The sequence below is a fragment of the Allobosea sp. FBZP-16 genome (assembly GCF_002831785.1).
Lineage (GTDB): Bacteria > Pseudomonadota > Alphaproteobacteria > Rhizobiales > Beijerinckiaceae > Allobosea > Allobosea lupini.
Genome location: NZ_LNCQ01000022.1, coordinates 275254 through 292343, shown reverse-complemented (window position 1 = coordinate 292343; position 17090 = coordinate 275254). Strand labels below are relative to the sequence as shown.

Here is a 17090-nt window from a genome sequence, read left to right as displayed (position 1 = left end):
GGCGCTCAGAACAGCGACTTCGCCGCCGCGGCAGCGGAGTCGAACAGCGGCGCCGGCAGGAAGGACAGCACCAGCACGAACAGCGCCGAGATCAGCAAGACGCCGCGCACGCCGGCGTCGCCCTTGTCGAAGGCCGGCTTGGCGTCGTCGAAATAGATCACCTTGACGATGCGCAGATAGTAATAGGCGCCGACGACGCTGGTGATCACGCCGACGACGGCGAGCACATAGAGCTTGGCCTCGATCGCGGCGAGGAAGACGTACCACTTCGCCCAGAAGCCGGCGAGCGGCGGGATGCCGGCGAGCGAGAACATCATCATCGACATCGCGAAGGCCATCCAGCCATTGGTGCGGGACAGACCGGCGAGCTCGCCGATATCCTCGACCGGCTTGCCATTGCGGTTCATCATCAGGACGCAGGCGAAGGCGGCGAGCGTGGTGGCGAGATAGATCGCCATATAGGTCATCACGCCCTGGACGCCGGCCGGCGTGCCGGCGGCGAGGCCGACGAGCGCGTAACCCATGTTCGCGATCGAGGAATAGGCGAGCAGTCGCTTGATGTTGGTCTGGCCGATCGCGGCGAAGGCGCCGAGCGCCATCGAGGCGATCGCCATGAAGACGATGATCTGCTGCCAGTCGTGCAGCGCGCCCGGGAAAGCGCCGACGAAGATGCGCACGGTCATCGCCATCGCTGCCATCTTCGGCGCCGAAGCGAAGAAGGCGGCGACCGGGGTCGGGGCGCCCTCATAGACGTCCGGCGTCCACATATGGAACGGCACGGCCGAGATCTTGAAAGCGACGCCGGCGGCGACGAAGACGAGGCCGATGATCAGGCCGATGCCGGGATGGCCGCCCTTCACCGCTTCGGCGATGCCGGCATAGCTCACCGTGCCGGTGAAGCCGTAGACCATCGACGAGCCATAGAGCAGCATGCCCGAGGAGAGCGCGCCGAGGACGAAATACTTCAGGCCAGCCTCGGTCGAGCGCGGATTGTCGCGATCGAAGGCGGCGACGACATAAAGCGCGAGCGACTGCAGCTCCAGGCCAACGTAAAGCCCGATCAGGTCGCTGGCCGAGATCATCATCATCATGCCGATGGTGGCGAGGACGACGAGGATCGGGAATTCGAAGCGCATGGCGCCGTCGCGACGCAGGAAATCGGCCGAGAGCACGATCGCGGCCGCGGCGCCGATCAGCGTCAGCACCTTCATGAAGCGGCCGAAGCCGTCGGCGATGAAGGCGCCGTTGAAGGTGACGACCTTGCCCTCGCCGCGCAGGACGAGCACCAGCGCCAGCGCGAAAAGCGCGAGCGCCGCGATCTCGAGCGTGCGCGTCGAGCGCTCGCCCTGGATCGCGCCGTAGAGCACCATGGCGATGGCGCCCAGTGCCATGACGATTTCCGGGAGCGCCGGACCGAAAGCGGGCAAGGTGGTCATCGGAGCAGCCTTACTGGACTGCCAGCATCGCCGTCTTCGCGGCGGTGATGGCGGCCTGATAGTTCTTGATGAGGGCTTCGGTCGGCGCCGCGAAGGCGTCGAGGATCGTGCCGGGCGCGATGCCGTACCAGATCGTCAGCAGGACGAGCGGCACGAAGATCGCAATCTCGCGGGCGTTGAGGTCGGTGATGTCCTTGAGCTCGGGCTTCACCAGTTCGCCGAAGACGACGCGCCGATAGAGCCAGAGCGCATAGCCCGCCGACAGGATCACGCCGGTGGTCGCCAGGAACGCCACCCAGGGATTGGCCTTGAAGGCGCCCATCAGGGTCAGGAACTCGCCGACGAAGCCCGCCGTACCGGGCAGGCCGACATTGGCCATGGTGAAGATCATGAACACCACCGCATAGAGCGGCATCCGGTTCACCAGGCCGCCATAGGCGGCGATCTCGCGGGTGTGCATGCGGTCGTAGATCACGCCGACGCAAAGGAAGAGCGCGCCCGAGACCAGGCCGTGGCTGACCATCTGGAACATCGCGCCCTGGATGCCCTGCGGCGTCAGGGTGAACAGGCCCATGGTGACGAAGCCCATATGCGCCACCGAGGAGTAGGCGATCAGCTTCTTGATGTCCTCCTGCATCAGCGCCACCAGCGAGGTGTAGATGATGGCGATGACGGAGAGCGCGAAGACCAGCGGTGCGAACATCGCCGAGGCGTCCGGGAACATCGGGATCGAGAAGCGGATGAAGCCGTAGCCACCCATCTTCAGCAGGATCGCCGCCAGGATGACGGAGCCGGCCGTCGGCGCCTCGACGTGCGCGTCGGGCAGCCAGGTGTGGACCGGCCACATCGGCATCTTCACCGCGAAGGAGGCGAAGAAGGCGAGCCAGAGCCAGGGCTGCATCTGGACCGGGAACTTGTGCGCCAGCAGCGTCGGGATGTCGGTGGTGCCGGCGTTCCAGTACATCGCCATGATGGCGAGCAGCATCAGCACCGAGCCGAGCAGCGTGTAGAGGAAGAACTTGTAGCTGGCGTAGACCCGGCGCTTGCCGCCCCAGATGCCGATGATCAGGAACATCGGGATCAGGCCCGCCTCGAACAGCAGGTAGAACAGCACGAGGTCGAGTGCGACGAAGACGCCGATCATCAGCGTCTCGAGGATCAGGAACGCGACCATGTATTCGCGCACCCGCTTCTCGACCGAGGTCCAGGACGCCAGGATGCAGAATGGCATCAGGAAGGCGGTCAGGACCACGAAGGGGAAGGAGAAGCCGTCGACGCCGAGCTTGAACTTGATGATGTCGGAGACCCAGGCATGGCTCTCGACCATCTGGAAGCCGGGATTTGCCGAGTCGAAGCGGCCCCAGGCGACCAGCGCCAGGATGAACGTTCCCGTCGTGAAGAACAGCGCCGCCCAACGGGCGTTCGAATTGACCGAAGCCTCGTCACCGCGCAGCGCCAGGATGAAGGCGGCGCCGACCAGCGGCAGGACAAGAAGACCGGTGAGGATACCGAAGCCGAACATCATCTCACCCGCGGGCCATGAGGTACCAGGTCACCAGCCCGGCGACGCCGATCAGCATGGCGAAGGCATAGTGGTAGACATAGCCGGTCTGCAGCCGCACGACCCGGTTGGTCACGTCGACGACACGGGCCGAGACCCCGTCCGGGCCGAGGCCGTCGATGACGGCGCCGTCGCCCTTCTTCCAGAGGAAACGGCCGAGCCACATCGCCGGACGCACGAACAGGAAATCGTAGATCTCGTCGAAATACCACTTGTTGAGCAGGAACTTGTAGAGAACCGGATTGGCGGCGGCGAGCTTGCCGGGGACGTCCGGGCGCAGCACGTACATGTAGAGCGCGAGCAGGAAGCCGATCAGCATCGCGACGAAGGGCGACCAGACCACCCATTTCGGCACTTCGTGCATGGCATGGAGGATGTGGTTGTCCTTGCCGGTGAACAGCGCCGTCTTCCAGAAGTGCTCGTAGTCGTGGCCGATGAACGCCTCCTTGAAGGCGTAGCCGGCCAGGAGAGCACCGAGCGAGAGCACGGCGAGCGGGATCAGCATGACGAGCGGGCTCTCATGCGGCGTGTGGTCGTGACCATGGCCATGGCCGTGATCGTCGTGAGCATGCGCGGCGTGGGCATGGTCGTCATGCCCATGGCCATGCGCGTGATCGTCGTGGCCGTGAGCGGCATGGCCGTGGCCGCCCCAGCGCGGGGCGCCCTCGAAGGTCATGAAATAGAGCCGCCAGGAGTAGAACGAGGTCATCAGCGCGGCGACGACCAGCAGCACGAAGGCATAGGAGCTGGCGAAGCCGCCATGCGCCACCGAGGCGTAAGCGCTCTCGATGATCGCATCCTTGGAGAAGTAACCGGCGAAGAGCGGGAAGCCGGTCAGCGCCAGCGTGCCGATCGTCATGGCCGCAGCAGTCAGCGGGATGTGCTTCCTGAGGCCGCCCATGTTCCGCATGTCCTGCTCATGGTGCATCGCATGGATGACCGAGCCGGCGCCCAGGAACAGCAGCGCCTTGAAGAAGGCGTGGGTGAACAAATGGAAGATGCCGGCAGAGTAGGCGCCGACGCCCATCGCCACGAACATGTAGCCGAGCTGCGAGCAGGTCGAATAGGCGATGACGCGCTTGATGTCGTTCTGCACCAGGCCGACGGTGGCGGCGAAGAAGGCGGTAGTGGCGCCGATGACGACGACGACGGTGAGCGCGACCGGGGCGTATTCGAAGATCGGCGACAGGCGCGCCACCATGAAGACGCCGGCGGTGACCATGGTCGCGGCATGGATCAGCGCCGAGACCGGGGTCGGGCCTTCCATCGCGTCCGGCAGCCAGGTGTGCAGCAGGAACTGCGCCGATTTGCCCATGGCGCCCATGAACAGCAGCAGGCAGGTCAGCGTCAGAGCGTTCCAGTCATAGCCGAGGAAGCGGAAGCTGCGCTCGGTGAGACCGGCGATCTGCGGGAAGATGCTGTCGAAGGCGACCGAGCCGGTCAGCACGAAAACCAGGAAGATGCCGAGCAGGAAGCCGAAATCGCCGACGCGGTTGACGACGAAGGCCTTGATCGCCGCGGCGTTGGCCGAGGGCTTCTGGTACCAGAAGCCGATCAGCAGATAGGAGGCGAGACCGACGCCTTCCCAGCCGAAGAACATCTGCACGAGGTTGTCGGCCGTCACCAGCATCAGCATGGCGAAGGTGAACAGCGACAGATAGCCGAAGAAGCGCGGCCGCGACGGGTCCTCATGCATGTACCCGATCGAATAGAGGTGCACGAGCGAGGAGACGGTGTTGACGACGACCAGCATGACCGCGGTCAGCGTGTCGATGCGGAAGGCCCAGTCGACGCGCAGGTCGGCCGAGGCCAGCCAGGTCGCGACCTGGACGCGTGTGGTGCCGGAGCCGAAGCCGACCTGAACGAAGGCGACCCAGGACAGCGCCGCTGAGATCAGCAGCAGCGTGGTGGTGACGATCTCCGAGGCTCGCGCGCCGATCAGCCGGCCGAAGAGGCCGGCGATCAGGAAGCCGATCAGGGGAAGGAAGACGATCGCTTGATACATGGCAGGTTACGGGCGCGTCGCCGCGCTCAGCCTTTCATCATGTTGATGTCTTCCACCGCGATCGTGCCGCGGTTGCGGAAGTAGACGACGAGAATGGCGAGCCCGATCGCGGCCTCGGCAGCGGCGACGGTCAAAACCAGCATCGCGAAGACCTGGCCGACAATGTCGTTCAGGAAGCTCGAGAAGGCGACGAAGTTGAGGTTGACCGAGAGCAGGATCAGCTCGATCGACATCAGGATGACGATGACGTTCTTGCGGTTGATGAAGATGCCGAGCACGCCGAGCGTGAACAGGATCGCAGCGACCGCGAGGTAAGATCCAAGCCCGACCATCACGCCATCTCCTCGGGAACGCCGGCGCGCGAGGGCACCTGCTTCACATCCATCGCCGCAGCCTTGGTGCGGGCGTTCTGGGTCGGGATATCCTGGCGCTTGATGCCCTTGCGGTCGCGCAGCGTCAGCACGATCGCGCCGATCATCGCGACCAGGAGCACGAGGCCGGCCGCCTGGAAATAGTAGATGTACTTCGTGTAGAGCACCTGGCCGAGCGCCGCGGTGTTGGTGACATTGGCCGGGATCGCCGCGACGGGCGCACGCACGATCTGCGGATCGATCACCCAGGCGCCGACGACCAGCAGCAATTCGACCGCGAAGATCAGTCCGATCAGGCCGCCGATCGGCAGGTATTGCAGGAAGCCCTGGCGCAACTCGGCGAAATCGACGTCGAGCATCATCACCACGAAGAGGAAGAGCACCGCGACCGCGCCGACATAGACGACGACCAGCAGCATCGCCAGGAACTCGGCCCCGAGCAGCAGGAACAGGCCCGCCGCGTTGACGAAGGCGAGGATCAGGAACAACACCGAATGCACCGGGTTGCGCGCCGAAATCACCATCAGCGCCGAGGCGATGGTGACGCCTGAGAAGAGATAGAAGAAAGCCGCTGCGGCATTCATCTTCGCCAGCCTTTCCGCCCTTGCGGGCGGCCCTCGTTTCATCAAGCGGCGGGCTCGAGTCCCGCCGCAGTTTGGAGCGTCTATAGTCAGGCCCGCCCAGCGCGACAACCGCGCGACGGGCCGCAGTCCTCAGCGATACGGTGCATCCATCGCGATGTTGCGCGCGATCTCGCGTTCCCAGCGGGCGCCGTTATCGAGCAGCTTGTCCTTGTCGTAGAACAGCTCCTCGCGCGTCTCGGTGGCGAACTCGAAATTCGGCCCCTCGACGATGGCGTCGACCGGGCAGGCCTCCTGGCAGAAGCCGCAATAGATGCACTTGGTCATGTCGATGTCGTAGCGCGTCGTGCGGCGGGTGCCGTCATTGCGGCGCGGGCCGGCCTCGATCGTGATCGCCTGCGCCGGGCAGATCGCCTCGCAGAGCTTGCAGGCGATGCAGCGTTCCTCGCCGTTGGGATAGCGGCGCAGCGCGTGCTCGCCCCGGAAGCGCGGCGAGAGCACGCCCTTCTCGAAGGGGTAGTTCAGCGTCGCCTTCGGCTTGAAGAAATAGCGCATCGACAAGGCGAACGCGCCGACGAACTCCTTGAGGAGCAGTCCCTTGGCGGCTTGCGCGAGTGACATCCGTCTCGTCCTTCTCTCGTCTCAGCCAAACAGAGTCCGGCCGATCAGGTAACCGACGATGGGCAGACCGCCCACCGAAACCACCAGCACCGCCGCCTTCAACAGGCGGATGCGCCGTTCGTAGTCGTCCTTCTCGGCCTCAGTCTTCGAGCTGTCGGTGCGGCGCAAGGCGCCGACCACCAGTCCAGTGACGAGCCGATACTCGATCAGGCCGACGACGAAGCCGATCAGGGCTCCGATCAGGCCGGCCTGACCCGCCATCAGGGAGCGGGCCCCCAACCGGTGATCTGCAGCACCGCCGCCACGATCACGACGCAAGCCAGCGACAGAGGCAGGAAGACCTTCCAGCCCAGCCGCATCAGCTGGTCATAGCGGTAGCGCGGCACGAAGGCCTTCACCATCGCGAACATGAAGAAGACCAGCATCACCTTCAGCACGAACCAGACCACGCCCGGCAGCCAGGTGAAGGGCGCGATCGGGAACGGCGGCAGCCAGCCCCCGAGGAAGAGGATCGTGGTCAGCGAGCACATGGTCATGATCGCCACGTATTCGCCGAGCATGAACAGCAGATAAGGGGTCGAGGAGTATTCGACCATGAAGCCCGCGACGAGCTCCGACTCCGCTTCGGCCAGATCGAAGGGCGGCCGGTTCGTCTCGGCCAGCGCCGAGATGAAGAAGACGATGAACATCGGGAAGAGCGGCAGCCAGTACCAGCCGAACAGGCCGGCCCTGGTGTTCTGCGCCTCGACGATCGCCGAGAGGTTGAGCGAGCCGACGCAGAGCAGCACGGTGACGATCACGAAGCCGATCGAGACCTCGTAGGAGACCATCTGCGCCGCCGAGCGCAGCGCGCTGAGGAACGGGTACTTCGAGTTCGAAGCCCAGCCGCCCATAATGATGCCGTAGACGCCGAGCGAGGAGATCGCGAAGATGTAGAGCACGCCGACATTGATGTCGGCGATCGCCCAGCCTTCCGCCACGGGGATCACCGCCCAGGCCGCCAGCGCCAGCAGGCAGGTGACCAGCGGCGCCAGCAGGAACACGCCCTTGTTGGAGCCCGAGGGTATGATCGGCTCCTTGAAGACGAATTTCAGCAGGTCGGCGAAGCTCTGCAGCAGGCCGAAGGGGCCGACGACGTTGGGGCCGCGGCGCAGCTGCACCGCCGCCCAGACCTTGCGGTCGGCGAGCAGCATGAAGGCGATGAAGACCAGCAGCGCCACCAAGAGCAGCAGGCTCTTGCCGGCGATGATCGCGAGATCGAGGACGAGGTCCCAGTTCATCGAGGCTTACTCCGCCGCCTGGCGCATGCGGCCGGAGGCCAGCGCCGAGCATTCCGCCATCACCGCCGAAGCGCGGGCGATCGGGTTCGTGGTGTAGAAGTCGGCGATGGCCGGGGTAAAGCCGGCCTTGTCGGTCGCGCCGCCCTGCCCAGCCAGCTTCGCCAGTCCGGAGCGATCGCTTTCGGCGACCGTATCGACTGCCGCGAAATGCGGATGGGCGGCATAGAGCTCGCGGCGCAGCGCCGACAGAGAATCGAAGGGCAGCGGCTTGCCGAGCGACGCGGAGAGCGCCCGCAGGATCGCCCAGTCCTCCTTGGCATCGCCCGGCGGGAAGGTGGCGCGCGCCGCCATCTGAACCCGCCCTTCCGTGTTGACGAAGGTGCCGGACTTCTCGGTGTAGGCCGCGCCCGGCAGGATCACGTCGGCGCGGTGCGCGCCCTTGTCGCCATGGCTGCCCTGGTAGACCACAAAGGCGCCGGCCGGCACCTCGATCTCGTCGGCGCCGAGCAGGAAGAGCACGTCGAGCGCGCCCTCCCTGGTCATGCCGGCGACGTCGAGACCGCCCTCGCCCGGCACGAAGCCGAGATCGAGACCGCCGACGCGGGCCGCCGCGGTGTGCAGCACGCCAAAACCGTTCCAGCCGTCCTTGACCGCGCCGAGGACCTCGGCCGCCTTGGCCGCGAGCGAGAGCACGGCGGCGCCGTCGCCGCGGGCGAGAGCGCCCTGCCCGACCAGCACCATCGGCCGCTCGCCGGCCGCACCGGCGCGCTTGACCAGATCGGCCAGTGTCTCGGCGCCGGCGCCGAGATAGTCGTAGGCATAGGTCAGGTCGACCTTCTCGCCGATCAGCGAGACCTTGAAGTCGCCACGCAGCCAGCGCTTGCGGATGCGGGCATTGACGATCGGCGCCTCGCGACGCGGGTTCGAGCCGATGATCAGCAGCGAGGTCGCGTCCTCGATGCCGGCGATGCCGGTGTTGAGGATGTAGCTGGCCCGGCCGAAGGCCGGGTCGAGCTTCGCCCCATCCTGGCGGCAGTCGAGATTGGCCGAGCCGAGGCCAGAGATCAGCGCCTTCAGCGCATACATCTCCTCGACCGCGGCGAGATCGCCGGCGATGGCGCCTATCCGCTCCGCCTTGGCGGCCTTGAGCTTGGACGCGACCAGCGCGAGCGCCTCGGTCCAGCTCGCCGGACGCAGGGCGCCGTTCTCGCGGATATAGGGCCGGTCGAGCCGCTGGGTCCGCAGGCCGTCGGCGATGTGGCGGGTCTTGTCGGAGATCCACTCCTCGTTCACCGCCTCGTTGACGCGCGGCAGAACGCGCATCACCTCACGGCCACGCGAGTCGACGCGGATCGCCGAGCCGACCGCGTCCATCACGTCGATGGATTCGGTCTTGGTCAGCTCCCACGGCCGGGCCTTGTTCTGGTAGGGCTTGGAGGTCAGGGCACCGACCGGGCAAAGGTCGACGACATTGCCCTGCAGCTCCGAGCTCATCGCGTGCTCGAGATAGGTGGTGATCTCCATGTCCTCGCCGCGGCCGATCGCGCCGAGGTCGGAGGCGCCGGCGACCTCGGTGGTGAAGCGGACGCAGCGCGTGCACTGGATGCAGCGCGTCATCGAGGTCTTGACCAGCGGGCCGATATACTTGTCCTCGACAGCGCGCTTGTTCTCGGCATAGCGCGAGGTGTCGACGCCGTAGGCCATGGCCTGGTCCTGCAGGTCGCACTCGCCGCCCTGGTCGCAGATCGGGCAGTCGAGCGGGTGGTTGATGAGCAGGAACTCCATCACCCCTTCGCGCGCCTTCTTGACCATGGGCGACTTGGTCGAGACGACCGGCGGCTCGCCGTTCGGGCCGGGGCGCAGATCGCGCACGCCGATGGCGCAGGAGGCCTGCGGCTTCGGCGGGCCACCCTTCACCTCGACCAGGCACATGCGGCAATTGCCAGCGATCGAGAGCCGCTCATGGAAGCAGAAGCGCGGCACTTCGGCGCCAGCCGCCTCGCAGGCCTGGAGCACGGTGTACTCCGGCGGGACGTCGACCTCGATGCCGTCGATGAGGAGTTTGGTCATGGTCTCACTCCGCCGCCATGAGCCTGACCGGCTCGCCATGCGGGTTGGCGGCATAGTCGTCGATGCGCTGCTCGATCTCGTGACGGAAATGGTTGATCAGGCCCTGGATCGGCCAGGCGGCAGCATCGCCCAGCGCGCATATGGTGTGGCCTTCGATCTGCTTGGAAACGTCAAGCAGCATATCGATCTCGCGCTTCTGGGCGCGGCCTTCCGCCATGCGGTTGACGACGCGCCACATCCAGCCGGTGCCCTCGCGGCAAGGCGTGCACTGGCCGCAGCTCTCATGCTTGTAGAAATAGCTGATGCGGGCGATGGCGCGGATGATGTCGGTCGACTTGTCCATGACGATTACCGCCGCCGTGCCGAGGCCCGACTTCAGCTTGGAGAGCGAGTCGAAATCCATCGGCGTGTCGATGATCTGCTCGGCCGGCACCATGCGCACCGACGAGCCGCCGGGAATGACCGCCTTGAGGTTGTCCCAGCCGCCGCGGATGCCGCCGCAATGGCGGTCGATCAGCTCGCGGAAGGTCAGGCCCATCGCCTCTTCGACGTTGCAGGGCTTGTTCACATGGCCGGAGACGCAGAACAGCTTGGTGCCGACATTGTTCGGCGTGCCGATCGATGAGAACCAGCTCGCTCCACGGCGCAGGATGGTCGGCGCGACCGCGATCGACTCGACGTTGTTGACGGTGGTCGGGCAGCCATAGAGGCCGACATTGGCCGGGAAAGGCGGCTTCAGCCGAGGCATGCCCTTCTTGCCTTCGAGGCTCTCCAGCAGCGCCGTCTCTTCACCGCAGATATAGGCGCCGGCGCCGTGATGCACATAGAGGTCAAAGGGATAGCCGTGCTTGTTGTTCTTGCCGATGAGGTTCGCCTCATAGGCCTCGTCAACGGCACGCTGCAGCGCCTCGCGCTCGCGGACATATTCGCCGCGGATGTAGATGTAGGCAGCGTGTGCGCCCATGGCGAAGGAGGCGATCAGGCAGCCCTCGACCAGCGTATGCGGGTCGTTGCGCATGATCTCGCGGTCCTTGCAGGTGCCGGGCTCCGACTCGTCGGCGTTGACGACGAGGTAGTGCGGGCGCCCGTCGCTCTGCTTGGGCATGAACGACCATTTCAGGCCGGTCGGGAAGCCGGCGCCGCCCCGCCCGCGCAGGCCCGACTTCTTCATCTCGTCGATGATCCAGTCGCGCCCCTGCTCGAGCAGGAACTTGGTGCCGTCCCAGGCGCCACGCTGCATGGCGCCCTTCAGCGACAGGTCATGGAGGCCGTAGAGATTGGTGAAGATGCGGTCGCGATCAGCAAGCATCGTTATCGCCTCAGTTCGCCGGCTTGTCGCCGAGCTTGCTCTCCGGCCGCCAGCCGGTAGCGAGCTTCTTCGCCTGCGAGATCCAGTCGTCGCGGACCGCCCTGCCCTTGAAACCGGTCAGTCTTGCATCGACCCAGGCGAGTTCAGCCGGGGTCCAGGCAGAAATCTGGTCATAGTGCCAGACGCCCATCTCGTTGAGCATCTTGCCGAGCTTGGGACCGACGCCCCAGATCAGTTCGAGATCGTCGCCCTTGCCGTCGCGGGCCGCGGTCAGCAGAGCGGGCTTGGATTCGGGTACGGCGGGAACCGGGTCCGTGGCGGGTGCAGCCTTGGCCGCCGGTGCCTTCGGAGCCTCGGTCTTGGCGGTGTCCTTGATCGCCTTGCTCGTCGCGGACGGGGTGTCCTGCGCGGCGCTCGCCGGCTGCTTCGGATCGGAGGGCTGCGGGCGGCCGGGCGCGGCTGCCTCGGGAGCCGGCGCGGTCTTGACGTCGGTCGGGCCGGCCTTGGCCGCCGCGGCTGCAGTCTCCGCCTCCGCCTTGGCCTTGGCCTCGGCCGCAGCGTTCTCGCTGGCGATCCTGATCGCAGCCTCTTCGCGCTGCCTGGTGATGCGGGCCTGCCAGTCGCCGGCACCAATCACCGAACCGTCGAACAGGGCCGGGTCCTTCAGCGTGTCGCCGCCGCCGAGCGGCTCCGAGCAGGAGCGGTCGACCTGCGGGCCGGGCTTGGTCGGGCGGCCGTGGCGCAGATCGTCCAGCAGCTTGCGGAAATTCTCAGGGTCGAGGTCTTCGTAGTAATCGAAATTGATCTGCGCCATCGGGGCGTTGCAGCAGGCGCCGAGGCACTCGACCTCGAGCCAGGACAGCTTGCCGTCGGCCGTGACGGTCGATTGCGGGCCGATTACGTCCTCGCAGACCTTCTTCAGCGCTTCGGCGCCGCGCAGGGCGCAGGGCGTCGTGCCACAGAGCTGGATGAAATGCGTGCCGACCGGCTGCAGGTTGAACATGGTGTAGAAGGTCGCGACCTCCAGCACCCGCATCGGCGCCATGCCAAGCTTTTGGGCAACCGCCTCGATCGCGGCGCGCGGCAGCCAGCCATGATGCTGCTCCTGCGCCTTCCACAACAGCGGGATCACGGCCGAGGCCTGCCGGCCTTCGGGGTACTTGGCGATCTGCTGGTCGGCCCAGTTCTCGTTCGCCGCATTGAATGCGAAGGAGGCCGGCTGAACGTGATCGGGCGCGAGACGACGGACGGACATCAGCGGTCCACCTCACCAAAGACGATATCGAGGGAGCCGAGGATCGCGGAGACGTCGGCGAGCATGTGCTTGCGGCACATGAAATCCATGGCCTGGAGATGGGCGAAGCCCGGCGCCTTGATCTTGCAGCGATAGGGCTTGTTGGTGCCGTCGGAGACGAGATAGACACCGAATTCGCCCTTCGGGGCCTCGACGGCGGCATAAACCTCGCCCTCGGGCACCTTGTAGCCCTCGGTGTAGAGCTTGAAGTGGTGGATCAGCGCTTCCATCGAGCGCTTCATCTCGCCGCGCTTGGGCGGCACCATCTTGCCGTCGAGCGAGGAGACCGGGCCGCCGCCATCGGCAGCCAGCAGCTTCTCGCAGCACTGCTTCATGATGCGCACCGACTGGCGCATCTCTTCCATGCGGATGCAGTAGCGGTCGTAGCAGTCGCCGTTCTTGCCGACGGGGATGTCGAATTCCATCTCCTCGTAGCACTCGTAGGGCTGCGACTTGCGCAGGTCCCAGGGCGCACCGGAGCCGCGCACCATCACGCCCGAGAAGCCCCATTTCCAGCAGGTTTCGAGATCGACGACGCCGATGTCGACATTGCGCTGCTTGAAGATGCGGTTGTCGGTGAGCAGGCCTTCGAGGTCGTCGCAGACCTTGAGGAACGGGTCGCACCACTCGGCGATGTCGTGGATGAGCGAGGTCGGCAGGTCCTGGTGGACGCCGCCCGGCCGGACATAGGCCGCGTGCATGCGCGCGCCGCAGGCCCGCTCGTAGAAGATCATCAGCTTTTCGCGCTCCTCGAAGCCCCACAGCGGTGGGGTGAGCGCGCCGACGTCCATCGCCTGCGTGGTGACGTTGAGGATGTGCGAGAGGATGCGGCCGATCTCGGAATAGAGGACCCGGATGAGCTGGCCGCGGCGCGGCACGGTCACGCCCATCAGCTTCTCGACCGCGAGCGCGTACGCATGCTCCTGGTTCATCGGCGCGACATAGTCGAGCCGGTCGAAATAGGGCACGGCCTGGAGATAGGTCTTGTGCTCGATCAGCTTCTCGGTGCCGCGATGCAGCAGGCCGATATGCGGATCGACGCGCTCGACGATCTCGCCGTCGAGCTCCAGCACCAGACGCAGCACGCCGTGCGCCGCCGGATGCTGCGGGCCGAAGTTGATCGAGAAATTGCGGATGTTGTGCTCTGACATCGCCCAGTCCGATCAGGCCGTCTTGGCTTTTTCATCGCCCGGGAGGACGTATTCCGTCCCTTCCCAGGGCGAGAGGAAGTCGAAGTTGCGGAATTCCTGGTTCAGCTTCACCGGCTCGTAGACGACGCGCTTCTGCTCATCGTCGTAGCGGACCTCGACGAAGCCGGTCAGCGGGAAGTCCTTGCGCAGCGGATAACCCTCGAAGCCGTAGTCGGTGAGGATGCGGCGCAGATCCGGATGGTTCGAGAACAGGATGCCGTAGAAATCGTAGGCCTCGCGCTCGTACCAGTTCGCTGCCGGGAAGACCTCGATCACGGAAGGGACCGGGGTCGCCTCGTCGGCCTGGACCTTGACGCGGATGCGCCGGTTATGGCGCGGCGAGAGCAGGTGATAGACGACCTCGAAGCGCTTCTCGCGCTGCGGATAGTCGGCGCCGGCGATGTCGGTGAAATTGACGAAGCGGAAGCGCTGATCGTCATAGAGGGTCTTGAGGACCCGCACGATCTCGGCCGCCTCGGCCAGCACCGTGATCTCGTCGAAGGCGACGACGATGTCGGTCACCGCGCCGGGCAGCGCCGCCTGGATCTCTTCGCCCAATGTCACGAGCGCTTCGCTCATCGCATCACCTTCGCAAGCCGCCGGTCGCCAAGCGCCTCAGCGCTCGATCGTCCCGGTCCGGCGGATCTTCTTCTGCAGCAGCAGCACGCCATAGAGCAGCGCTTCCGCGGTCGGCGGGCAGCCCGGCACATAGACGTCGATCGGCACAATGCGGTCACAGCCGCGCACCACCGAATAGCTGTAGTGGTAGTAGCCGCCGCCATTGGCGCAGGAGCCCATCGAGATGACGTAGCGCGGCTCCGGCATCTGGTCGTAGACCTTCCGCAGGGCCGGGGCCATCTTGTTGGTCAGCGTGCCGGCGACGATCATGACGTCCGACTGCCGCGGTGAGGCGCGCGGGGCGAAGCCGAAGCGCTCGACGTCGTAGCGCGGCATGGACAGCTGCATCATCTCGACCGCGCAGCAGGCGAGGCCGAAGGTCATCCACATCAGCGAACCGGTGCGGGCCCAGTTGATCAGGTCGTCGCTCGCCGTGACGAGGAAGCCCTTGTCGGCCAGCTCGTTGTTGATCTCGACGAAATAGGGATCGCGCGCGCCGAGCGGCTTGCCGTCGGGGCCGAGCAGACCCCTGGGAGCCTGCGCGACGAGCGGATCACCGCGATCGATCGCTGTCATGGCCATCAGTTCGAACCTTTGGGTTTCGTCGAATGTAAATTGATATCAGCCCGACGCGACAAAACGATCAATCCCACTCGAGCGCGCCCTTGCGCCACTCGTAGACGAAGCCGACCGTCAGCACGCCGAGAAAAACCATCATAGACCAGAAGCCGACCCAGCCGAGCCCGCCGAAGGCGACCGCCCAGGGGAAAAGGAAAGCGACTTCGAGATCGAAGATGATGAAGAGGATGGCGACGAGATAGAAGCGCACGTCGAACTTCATGCGCGCGTCGTCGAAGGCGTTGAAGCCGCATTCATAGGCCGAGAGCTTCTCGGCGTCCGGCTTGGAATAGGCCACGGCGAAGGGCGCGATCAGCAAGGCGAGGCCGATCACCAGCGACAGGCCGATGAAGATCACCAGAGGCAGGTAGTCCGACAGCAGGGACTGCACAGGAAGAGCTTGCATCTGTCACCCCGCTTCAACCCGGCGCCGCGACTGGCGCCCTCAATCTCGCCAGTCGATTAGACCCTGCTTTAGAATCACGCAAGGGTTCGCCGCGCCGCACAACGCGCCTGTCGCCATGTCTTTGCCGCATACGCGCGAGCCGCCCGCGGAAGCGTCGCGATTCCCGGCTGTTTCGGGGCCGATTTTCGTGATCGGCCGCGCCTAGCCCAAGACGGTTGTCGCAGCGCGCAGAAGCATGGCAAACGGGGACGCAATGCGAAGTCTTCGGCGCCGACACGATTCGTCGGCAGGCACTGCCGATGCGTCAGGAGCACCGTTGCGGGAATGCCGTGGCCAACAACGCATCGTGATCGCGCGCTCTTGGCCGCAGCCTTGTCATCGGCATCCCGGATCGCATGAGCGCAGTGCGGAGGACAGCGCTGGCCTGCGCCATTGCGACAGCGTTCGGCGCCGAGGCGACGGCGCAGATGATGCTCGCGCCGCTGCCGCCCGAACGCCCCTTCGATCTCGACCTGCAGGTCAAGCCGGGCGCGCCACCGGTCGTCGTGCTCCCCCAGGCTCCGATCGCGGCCAGCGTCGTGACCACGCCGGGTCCTGCGCCCACCCTCGCCCAGCCGGAGCACGATGACGATGAGGGACCCGAATGGCCTCAGCGGACGCCGGGGCAGACCGCCGAGGAACCCGCCTTCGATCCCAACGAGAAGCCCGACAGGCCGGGAATCTCGACCGATCCGGGCACCTCGATCGTCTGCCTGCCGCCGGTGCTGAAGAGCATTCTCGGCAAGATCTCGGACAAGTACGGAGCGGTGAAGGTGACCTCGACCTGGCGGCCGCCCTGGCGGGCACGACGCGGCTCCTTCCACAAGCGCTGCGAGGCGATGGATTTCCGTGTGCCGGGCGTCAGGCCGCGCGCCGTGCTGGAATGGGTACGTACCCTGCCCGAGGTCGGCGGCAACAAAGTCTACTGGAACGGGCTGATCCACATCGACACAGGGCCGCGCCGGCCCTGGTGAGCTCATGCCGGCTCCTGCCCGGAGCGTGTCGGAGCGCGTGATCCGGGCGCTCCCTCACCGCCTCGGCGCAGCATAGGCGACAGCCAAGCAAGACGTCGCATCGGACAGTGCGGGCAATTTGCGGAGGACGGGAACCCGTGTCGGAACAGCTTCAGCACGACATGAAGCAACCGCTTCAACAGACTGGGATTATGTGCTGAAAATGGCGCGGGCGACGGGGCTCGAACCCGCGACCTCCGGCGTGACAGGCCGGCACTCTAACCAACTGAGCTACGCCCGCGCGGGCGGCGGAGGAACTCGTCCCCGGCGGCGTTGGGATTATGGCCCCCGGCCCTGACTGTCAAGCACAGAAGCCGTCAAAATATCGATCACCGCCAAAGTCGGTGGAAAGAGGCTGAAACCGGCAGTTCTCCAGCTCTGCGATCGAGGCGACCTGCGTTGATCGATCGGCGTGCCCGACCAGCGACGGCGAATCTCGGCTGCGGACTGCGCAATTGCGTCTTTCTGGCATGGCGCCTGGAGCTGTTCAGATCGCCCCGCGCGATTTGCCGCGAAACTCGCCGCTGGGCAAAGGCTGCGGACTCCGCGCCCTGTGGCTTGCGCAGCCGGCGCCATAGCCTTAAACGGCGGGCAAGGGCGGTTAGCTCAGTCGGTAGAGCGCTTCGTTTACACCGAAGATGTCGGCGGTTCGAGCCCGTCACCGCCCACCAGTCTTTC

At 65.7% G+C, this 17090-nt stretch carries 16 protein-coding genes and 2 tRNA genes; 2 read left to right on the top strand and 16 right to left on the bottom strand.

All coding sequences use genetic code 11. The annotated features are described in order from the left end of the window. Nucleotides 1-5: 5 nt before the first annotated feature. From nuoN to CXY91_RS07535, 15 genes are all read right to left on the bottom strand, one after another. A complete protein-coding gene (nuoN, locus tag CXY91_RS07605) occupies nucleotides 6-1436 on the bottom strand; it encodes an NADH-quinone oxidoreductase subunit NuoN (RefSeq protein WP_100960106.1) in 1431 nt (476 codons plus the stop codon). A gap of 10 nt (nucleotides 1437-1446) precedes the next feature. Further along, nucleotides 1447-2958: an NADH-quinone oxidoreductase subunit M gene (locus CXY91_RS07600; RefSeq protein ID WP_100960809.1), complete on the bottom strand. Its 1512-nt coding sequence runs from the start codon at nucleotides 2956-2958 to the stop codon at nucleotides 1447-1449. 4 nt (nucleotides 2959-2962) lie between these two features. Beyond that, nucleotides 2963-5002 carry an NADH-quinone oxidoreductase subunit L gene (gene nuoL / locus CXY91_RS07595; RefSeq protein WP_100960104.1) on the bottom strand — a complete coding sequence of 680 codons (2040 nt, stop codon included), beginning with the start codon at nucleotides 5000-5002 and terminating at the stop codon, nucleotides 2963-2965. 26 nt (nucleotides 5003-5028) lie between these two features. Beyond that, nucleotides 5029-5337: an NADH-quinone oxidoreductase subunit NuoK gene (gene nuoK / locus CXY91_RS07590; RefSeq protein WP_091829440.1), complete on the bottom strand. Its 309-nt coding sequence runs from the start codon at nucleotides 5335-5337 to the stop codon at nucleotides 5029-5031. Beyond that, nucleotides 5334-5957: an NADH-quinone oxidoreductase subunit J gene (locus CXY91_RS07585; protein WP_091829442.1), complete on the bottom strand. Its 624-nt coding sequence runs from the start codon at nucleotides 5955-5957 to the stop codon at nucleotides 5334-5336. The genes nuoK and CXY91_RS07585 overlap by 4 nt, the downstream gene beginning before the upstream one ends. Nucleotides 5958-6086: 129 nt before the next feature. Then, the gene (nuoI, locus tag CXY91_RS07580; protein ID WP_057192642.1) at nucleotides 6087-6575 is read right to left on the bottom strand and encodes an NADH-quinone oxidoreductase subunit NuoI; all 489 of its coding nucleotides are present in this window, start codon (nucleotides 6573-6575) and stop codon (nucleotides 6087-6089) included. 21 nt (nucleotides 6576-6596) lie between these two features. Continuing rightward, complete coding sequence (locus CXY91_RS07575; protein ID WP_091829444.1) at nucleotides 6597-6836, bottom strand: hypothetical protein; 240 nt, start codon at nucleotides 6834-6836, stop codon at nucleotides 6597-6599. Next, nucleotides 6836-7855: an NADH-quinone oxidoreductase subunit NuoH gene (gene nuoH, locus CXY91_RS07570; protein ID WP_091829447.1), complete on the bottom strand. Its 1020-nt coding sequence runs from the start codon at nucleotides 7853-7855 to the stop codon at nucleotides 6836-6838. Before nuoH ends, CXY91_RS07575 begins: the two co-directional genes overlap by 1 nt. A 6-nt stretch (nucleotides 7856-7861) precedes the next feature. Next, entirely contained in the window at nucleotides 7862-9925 is a 2064-nt protein-coding gene (nuoG, locus tag CXY91_RS07565; protein ID WP_100960102.1) for an NADH-quinone oxidoreductase subunit NuoG, read from the bottom strand. A gap of 4 nt (nucleotides 9926-9929) precedes the next feature. Next, the gene (nuoF, locus tag CXY91_RS07560; RefSeq protein WP_092154251.1) at nucleotides 9930-11234 is read right to left on the bottom strand and encodes an NADH-quinone oxidoreductase subunit NuoF; all 1305 of its coding nucleotides are present in this window, start codon (nucleotides 11232-11234) and stop codon (nucleotides 9930-9932) included. Nucleotides 11235-11244: 10 nt separating this feature from the next. Next, the gene (gene nuoE, locus CXY91_RS07555; protein WP_100960100.1) at nucleotides 11245-12489 is read right to left on the bottom strand and encodes an NADH-quinone oxidoreductase subunit NuoE; all 1245 of its coding nucleotides are present in this window, start codon (nucleotides 12487-12489) and stop codon (nucleotides 11245-11247) included. Continuing rightward, a complete protein-coding gene (locus CXY91_RS07550; RefSeq protein ID WP_091829454.1) occupies nucleotides 12489-13679 on the bottom strand; it encodes an NADH-quinone oxidoreductase subunit D in 1191 nt (396 codons plus the stop codon). The genes nuoE and CXY91_RS07550 overlap by 1 nt, the downstream gene beginning before the upstream one ends. A 12-nt stretch (nucleotides 13680-13691) precedes the next feature. Then, complete coding sequence (locus CXY91_RS07545; protein ID WP_100960097.1) at nucleotides 13692-14297, bottom strand: NADH-quinone oxidoreductase subunit C; 606 nt, start codon at nucleotides 14295-14297, stop codon at nucleotides 13692-13694. A 36-nt stretch (nucleotides 14298-14333) separates the two neighbouring features. Then, nucleotides 14334-14912, bottom strand: a complete 579-nt coding sequence (locus tag CXY91_RS07540; protein ID WP_091830506.1) for a NuoB/complex I 20 kDa subunit family protein — start codon at nucleotides 14910-14912, stop codon at nucleotides 14334-14336. 67 nt (nucleotides 14913-14979) lie between these two features. After that, a complete protein-coding gene (locus CXY91_RS07535) occupies nucleotides 14980-15345 on the bottom strand; it encodes an NADH-quinone oxidoreductase subunit A (protein WP_091830508.1) in 366 nt (121 codons plus the stop codon). Between the two features lie 410 nt (nucleotides 15346-15755). On the opposite strand from CXY91_RS07535, the gene CXY91_RS07530 reads away from it, so the two are divergent. Further along, nucleotides 15756-16373: a YcbK family protein gene (locus tag CXY91_RS07530; protein ID WP_100960095.1), complete on the top strand. Its 618-nt coding sequence runs from the start codon at nucleotides 15756-15758 to the stop codon at nucleotides 16371-16373. Nucleotides 16374-16576: 203 nt separating this feature from the next. Here CXY91_RS07530 and CXY91_RS07525 read toward each other — a convergent pair. Further along, nucleotides 16577-16653, bottom strand: a tRNA-Asp gene (locus tag CXY91_RS07525). A 354-nt stretch (nucleotides 16654-17007) separates the two neighbouring features. Here CXY91_RS07525 and CXY91_RS07520 point away from each other — a divergent pair. Next, a tRNA-Val gene (locus CXY91_RS07520) sits at nucleotides 17008-17083 on the top strand. Nucleotides 17084-17090: the final 7 nt, after the last annotated feature.

Bases quoted from the DNA above. Each gene is read 5' to 3' on its own strand.
- nuoH (WP_091829447.1), bottom strand. From the start codon at position 7,855: ATGAACTGGGACCTCGTCCTCGATCTCGCGATCATCGCCGGCAAGAGC.
- nuoI (WP_057192642.1), bottom strand. From the start codon at position 6,575: ATGTCACTCGCGCAAGCCGCCAAGGGACTGCTCCTCAAGGAGTTCGTC.
- nuoE (WP_100960100.1), bottom strand. From the start codon at position 12,489: ATGTCCGTCCGTCGTCTCGCGCCCGATCACGTTCAGCCGGCCTCCTTC.
- CXY91_RS07550 (WP_091829454.1), bottom strand. From the start codon at position 13,679: ATGTCAGAGCACAACATCCGCAATTTCTCGATCAACTTCGGCCCGCAG.
- CXY91_RS07540 (WP_091830506.1), bottom strand. From the start codon at position 14,912: ATGACAGCGATCGATCGCGGTGATCCGCTCGTCGCGCAGGCTCCCAGG.
- nuoN (WP_100960106.1), bottom strand. From the start codon at position 1,436: ATGACCACCTTGCCCGCTTTCGGTCCGGCGCTCCCGGAAATCGTCATG.
- CXY91_RS07545 (WP_100960097.1), bottom strand. From the start codon at position 14,297: ATGAGCGAAGCGCTCGTGACATTGGGCGAAGAGATCCAGGCGGCGCTG.
- CXY91_RS07575 (WP_091829444.1), bottom strand. From the start codon at position 6,836: ATGGCGGGTCAGGCCGGCCTGATCGGAGCCCTGATCGGCTTCGTCGTC.
- CXY91_RS07585 (WP_091829442.1), bottom strand. From the start codon at position 5,957: ATGAATGCCGCAGCGGCTTTCTTCTATCTCTTCTCAGGCGTCACCATC.
- CXY91_RS07530 (WP_100960095.1), top strand. From the start codon at position 15,756: ATGAGCGCAGTGCGGAGGACAGCGCTGGCCTGCGCCATTGCGACAGCG.
- nuoF (WP_092154251.1), bottom strand. From the start codon at position 11,234: ATGCTTGCTGATCGCGACCGCATCTTCACCAATCTCTACGGCCTCCAT.
- nuoL (WP_100960104.1), bottom strand. From the start codon at position 5,002: ATGTATCAAGCGATCGTCTTCCTTCCCCTGATCGGCTTCCTGATCGCC.
- CXY91_RS07600 (WP_100960809.1), bottom strand. From the start codon at position 2,958: ATGTTCGGCTTCGGTATCCTCACCGGTCTTCTTGTCCTGCCGCTGGTC.
- nuoG (WP_100960102.1), bottom strand. From the start codon at position 9,925: ATGACCAAACTCCTCATCGACGGCATCGAGGTCGACGTCCCGCCGGAG.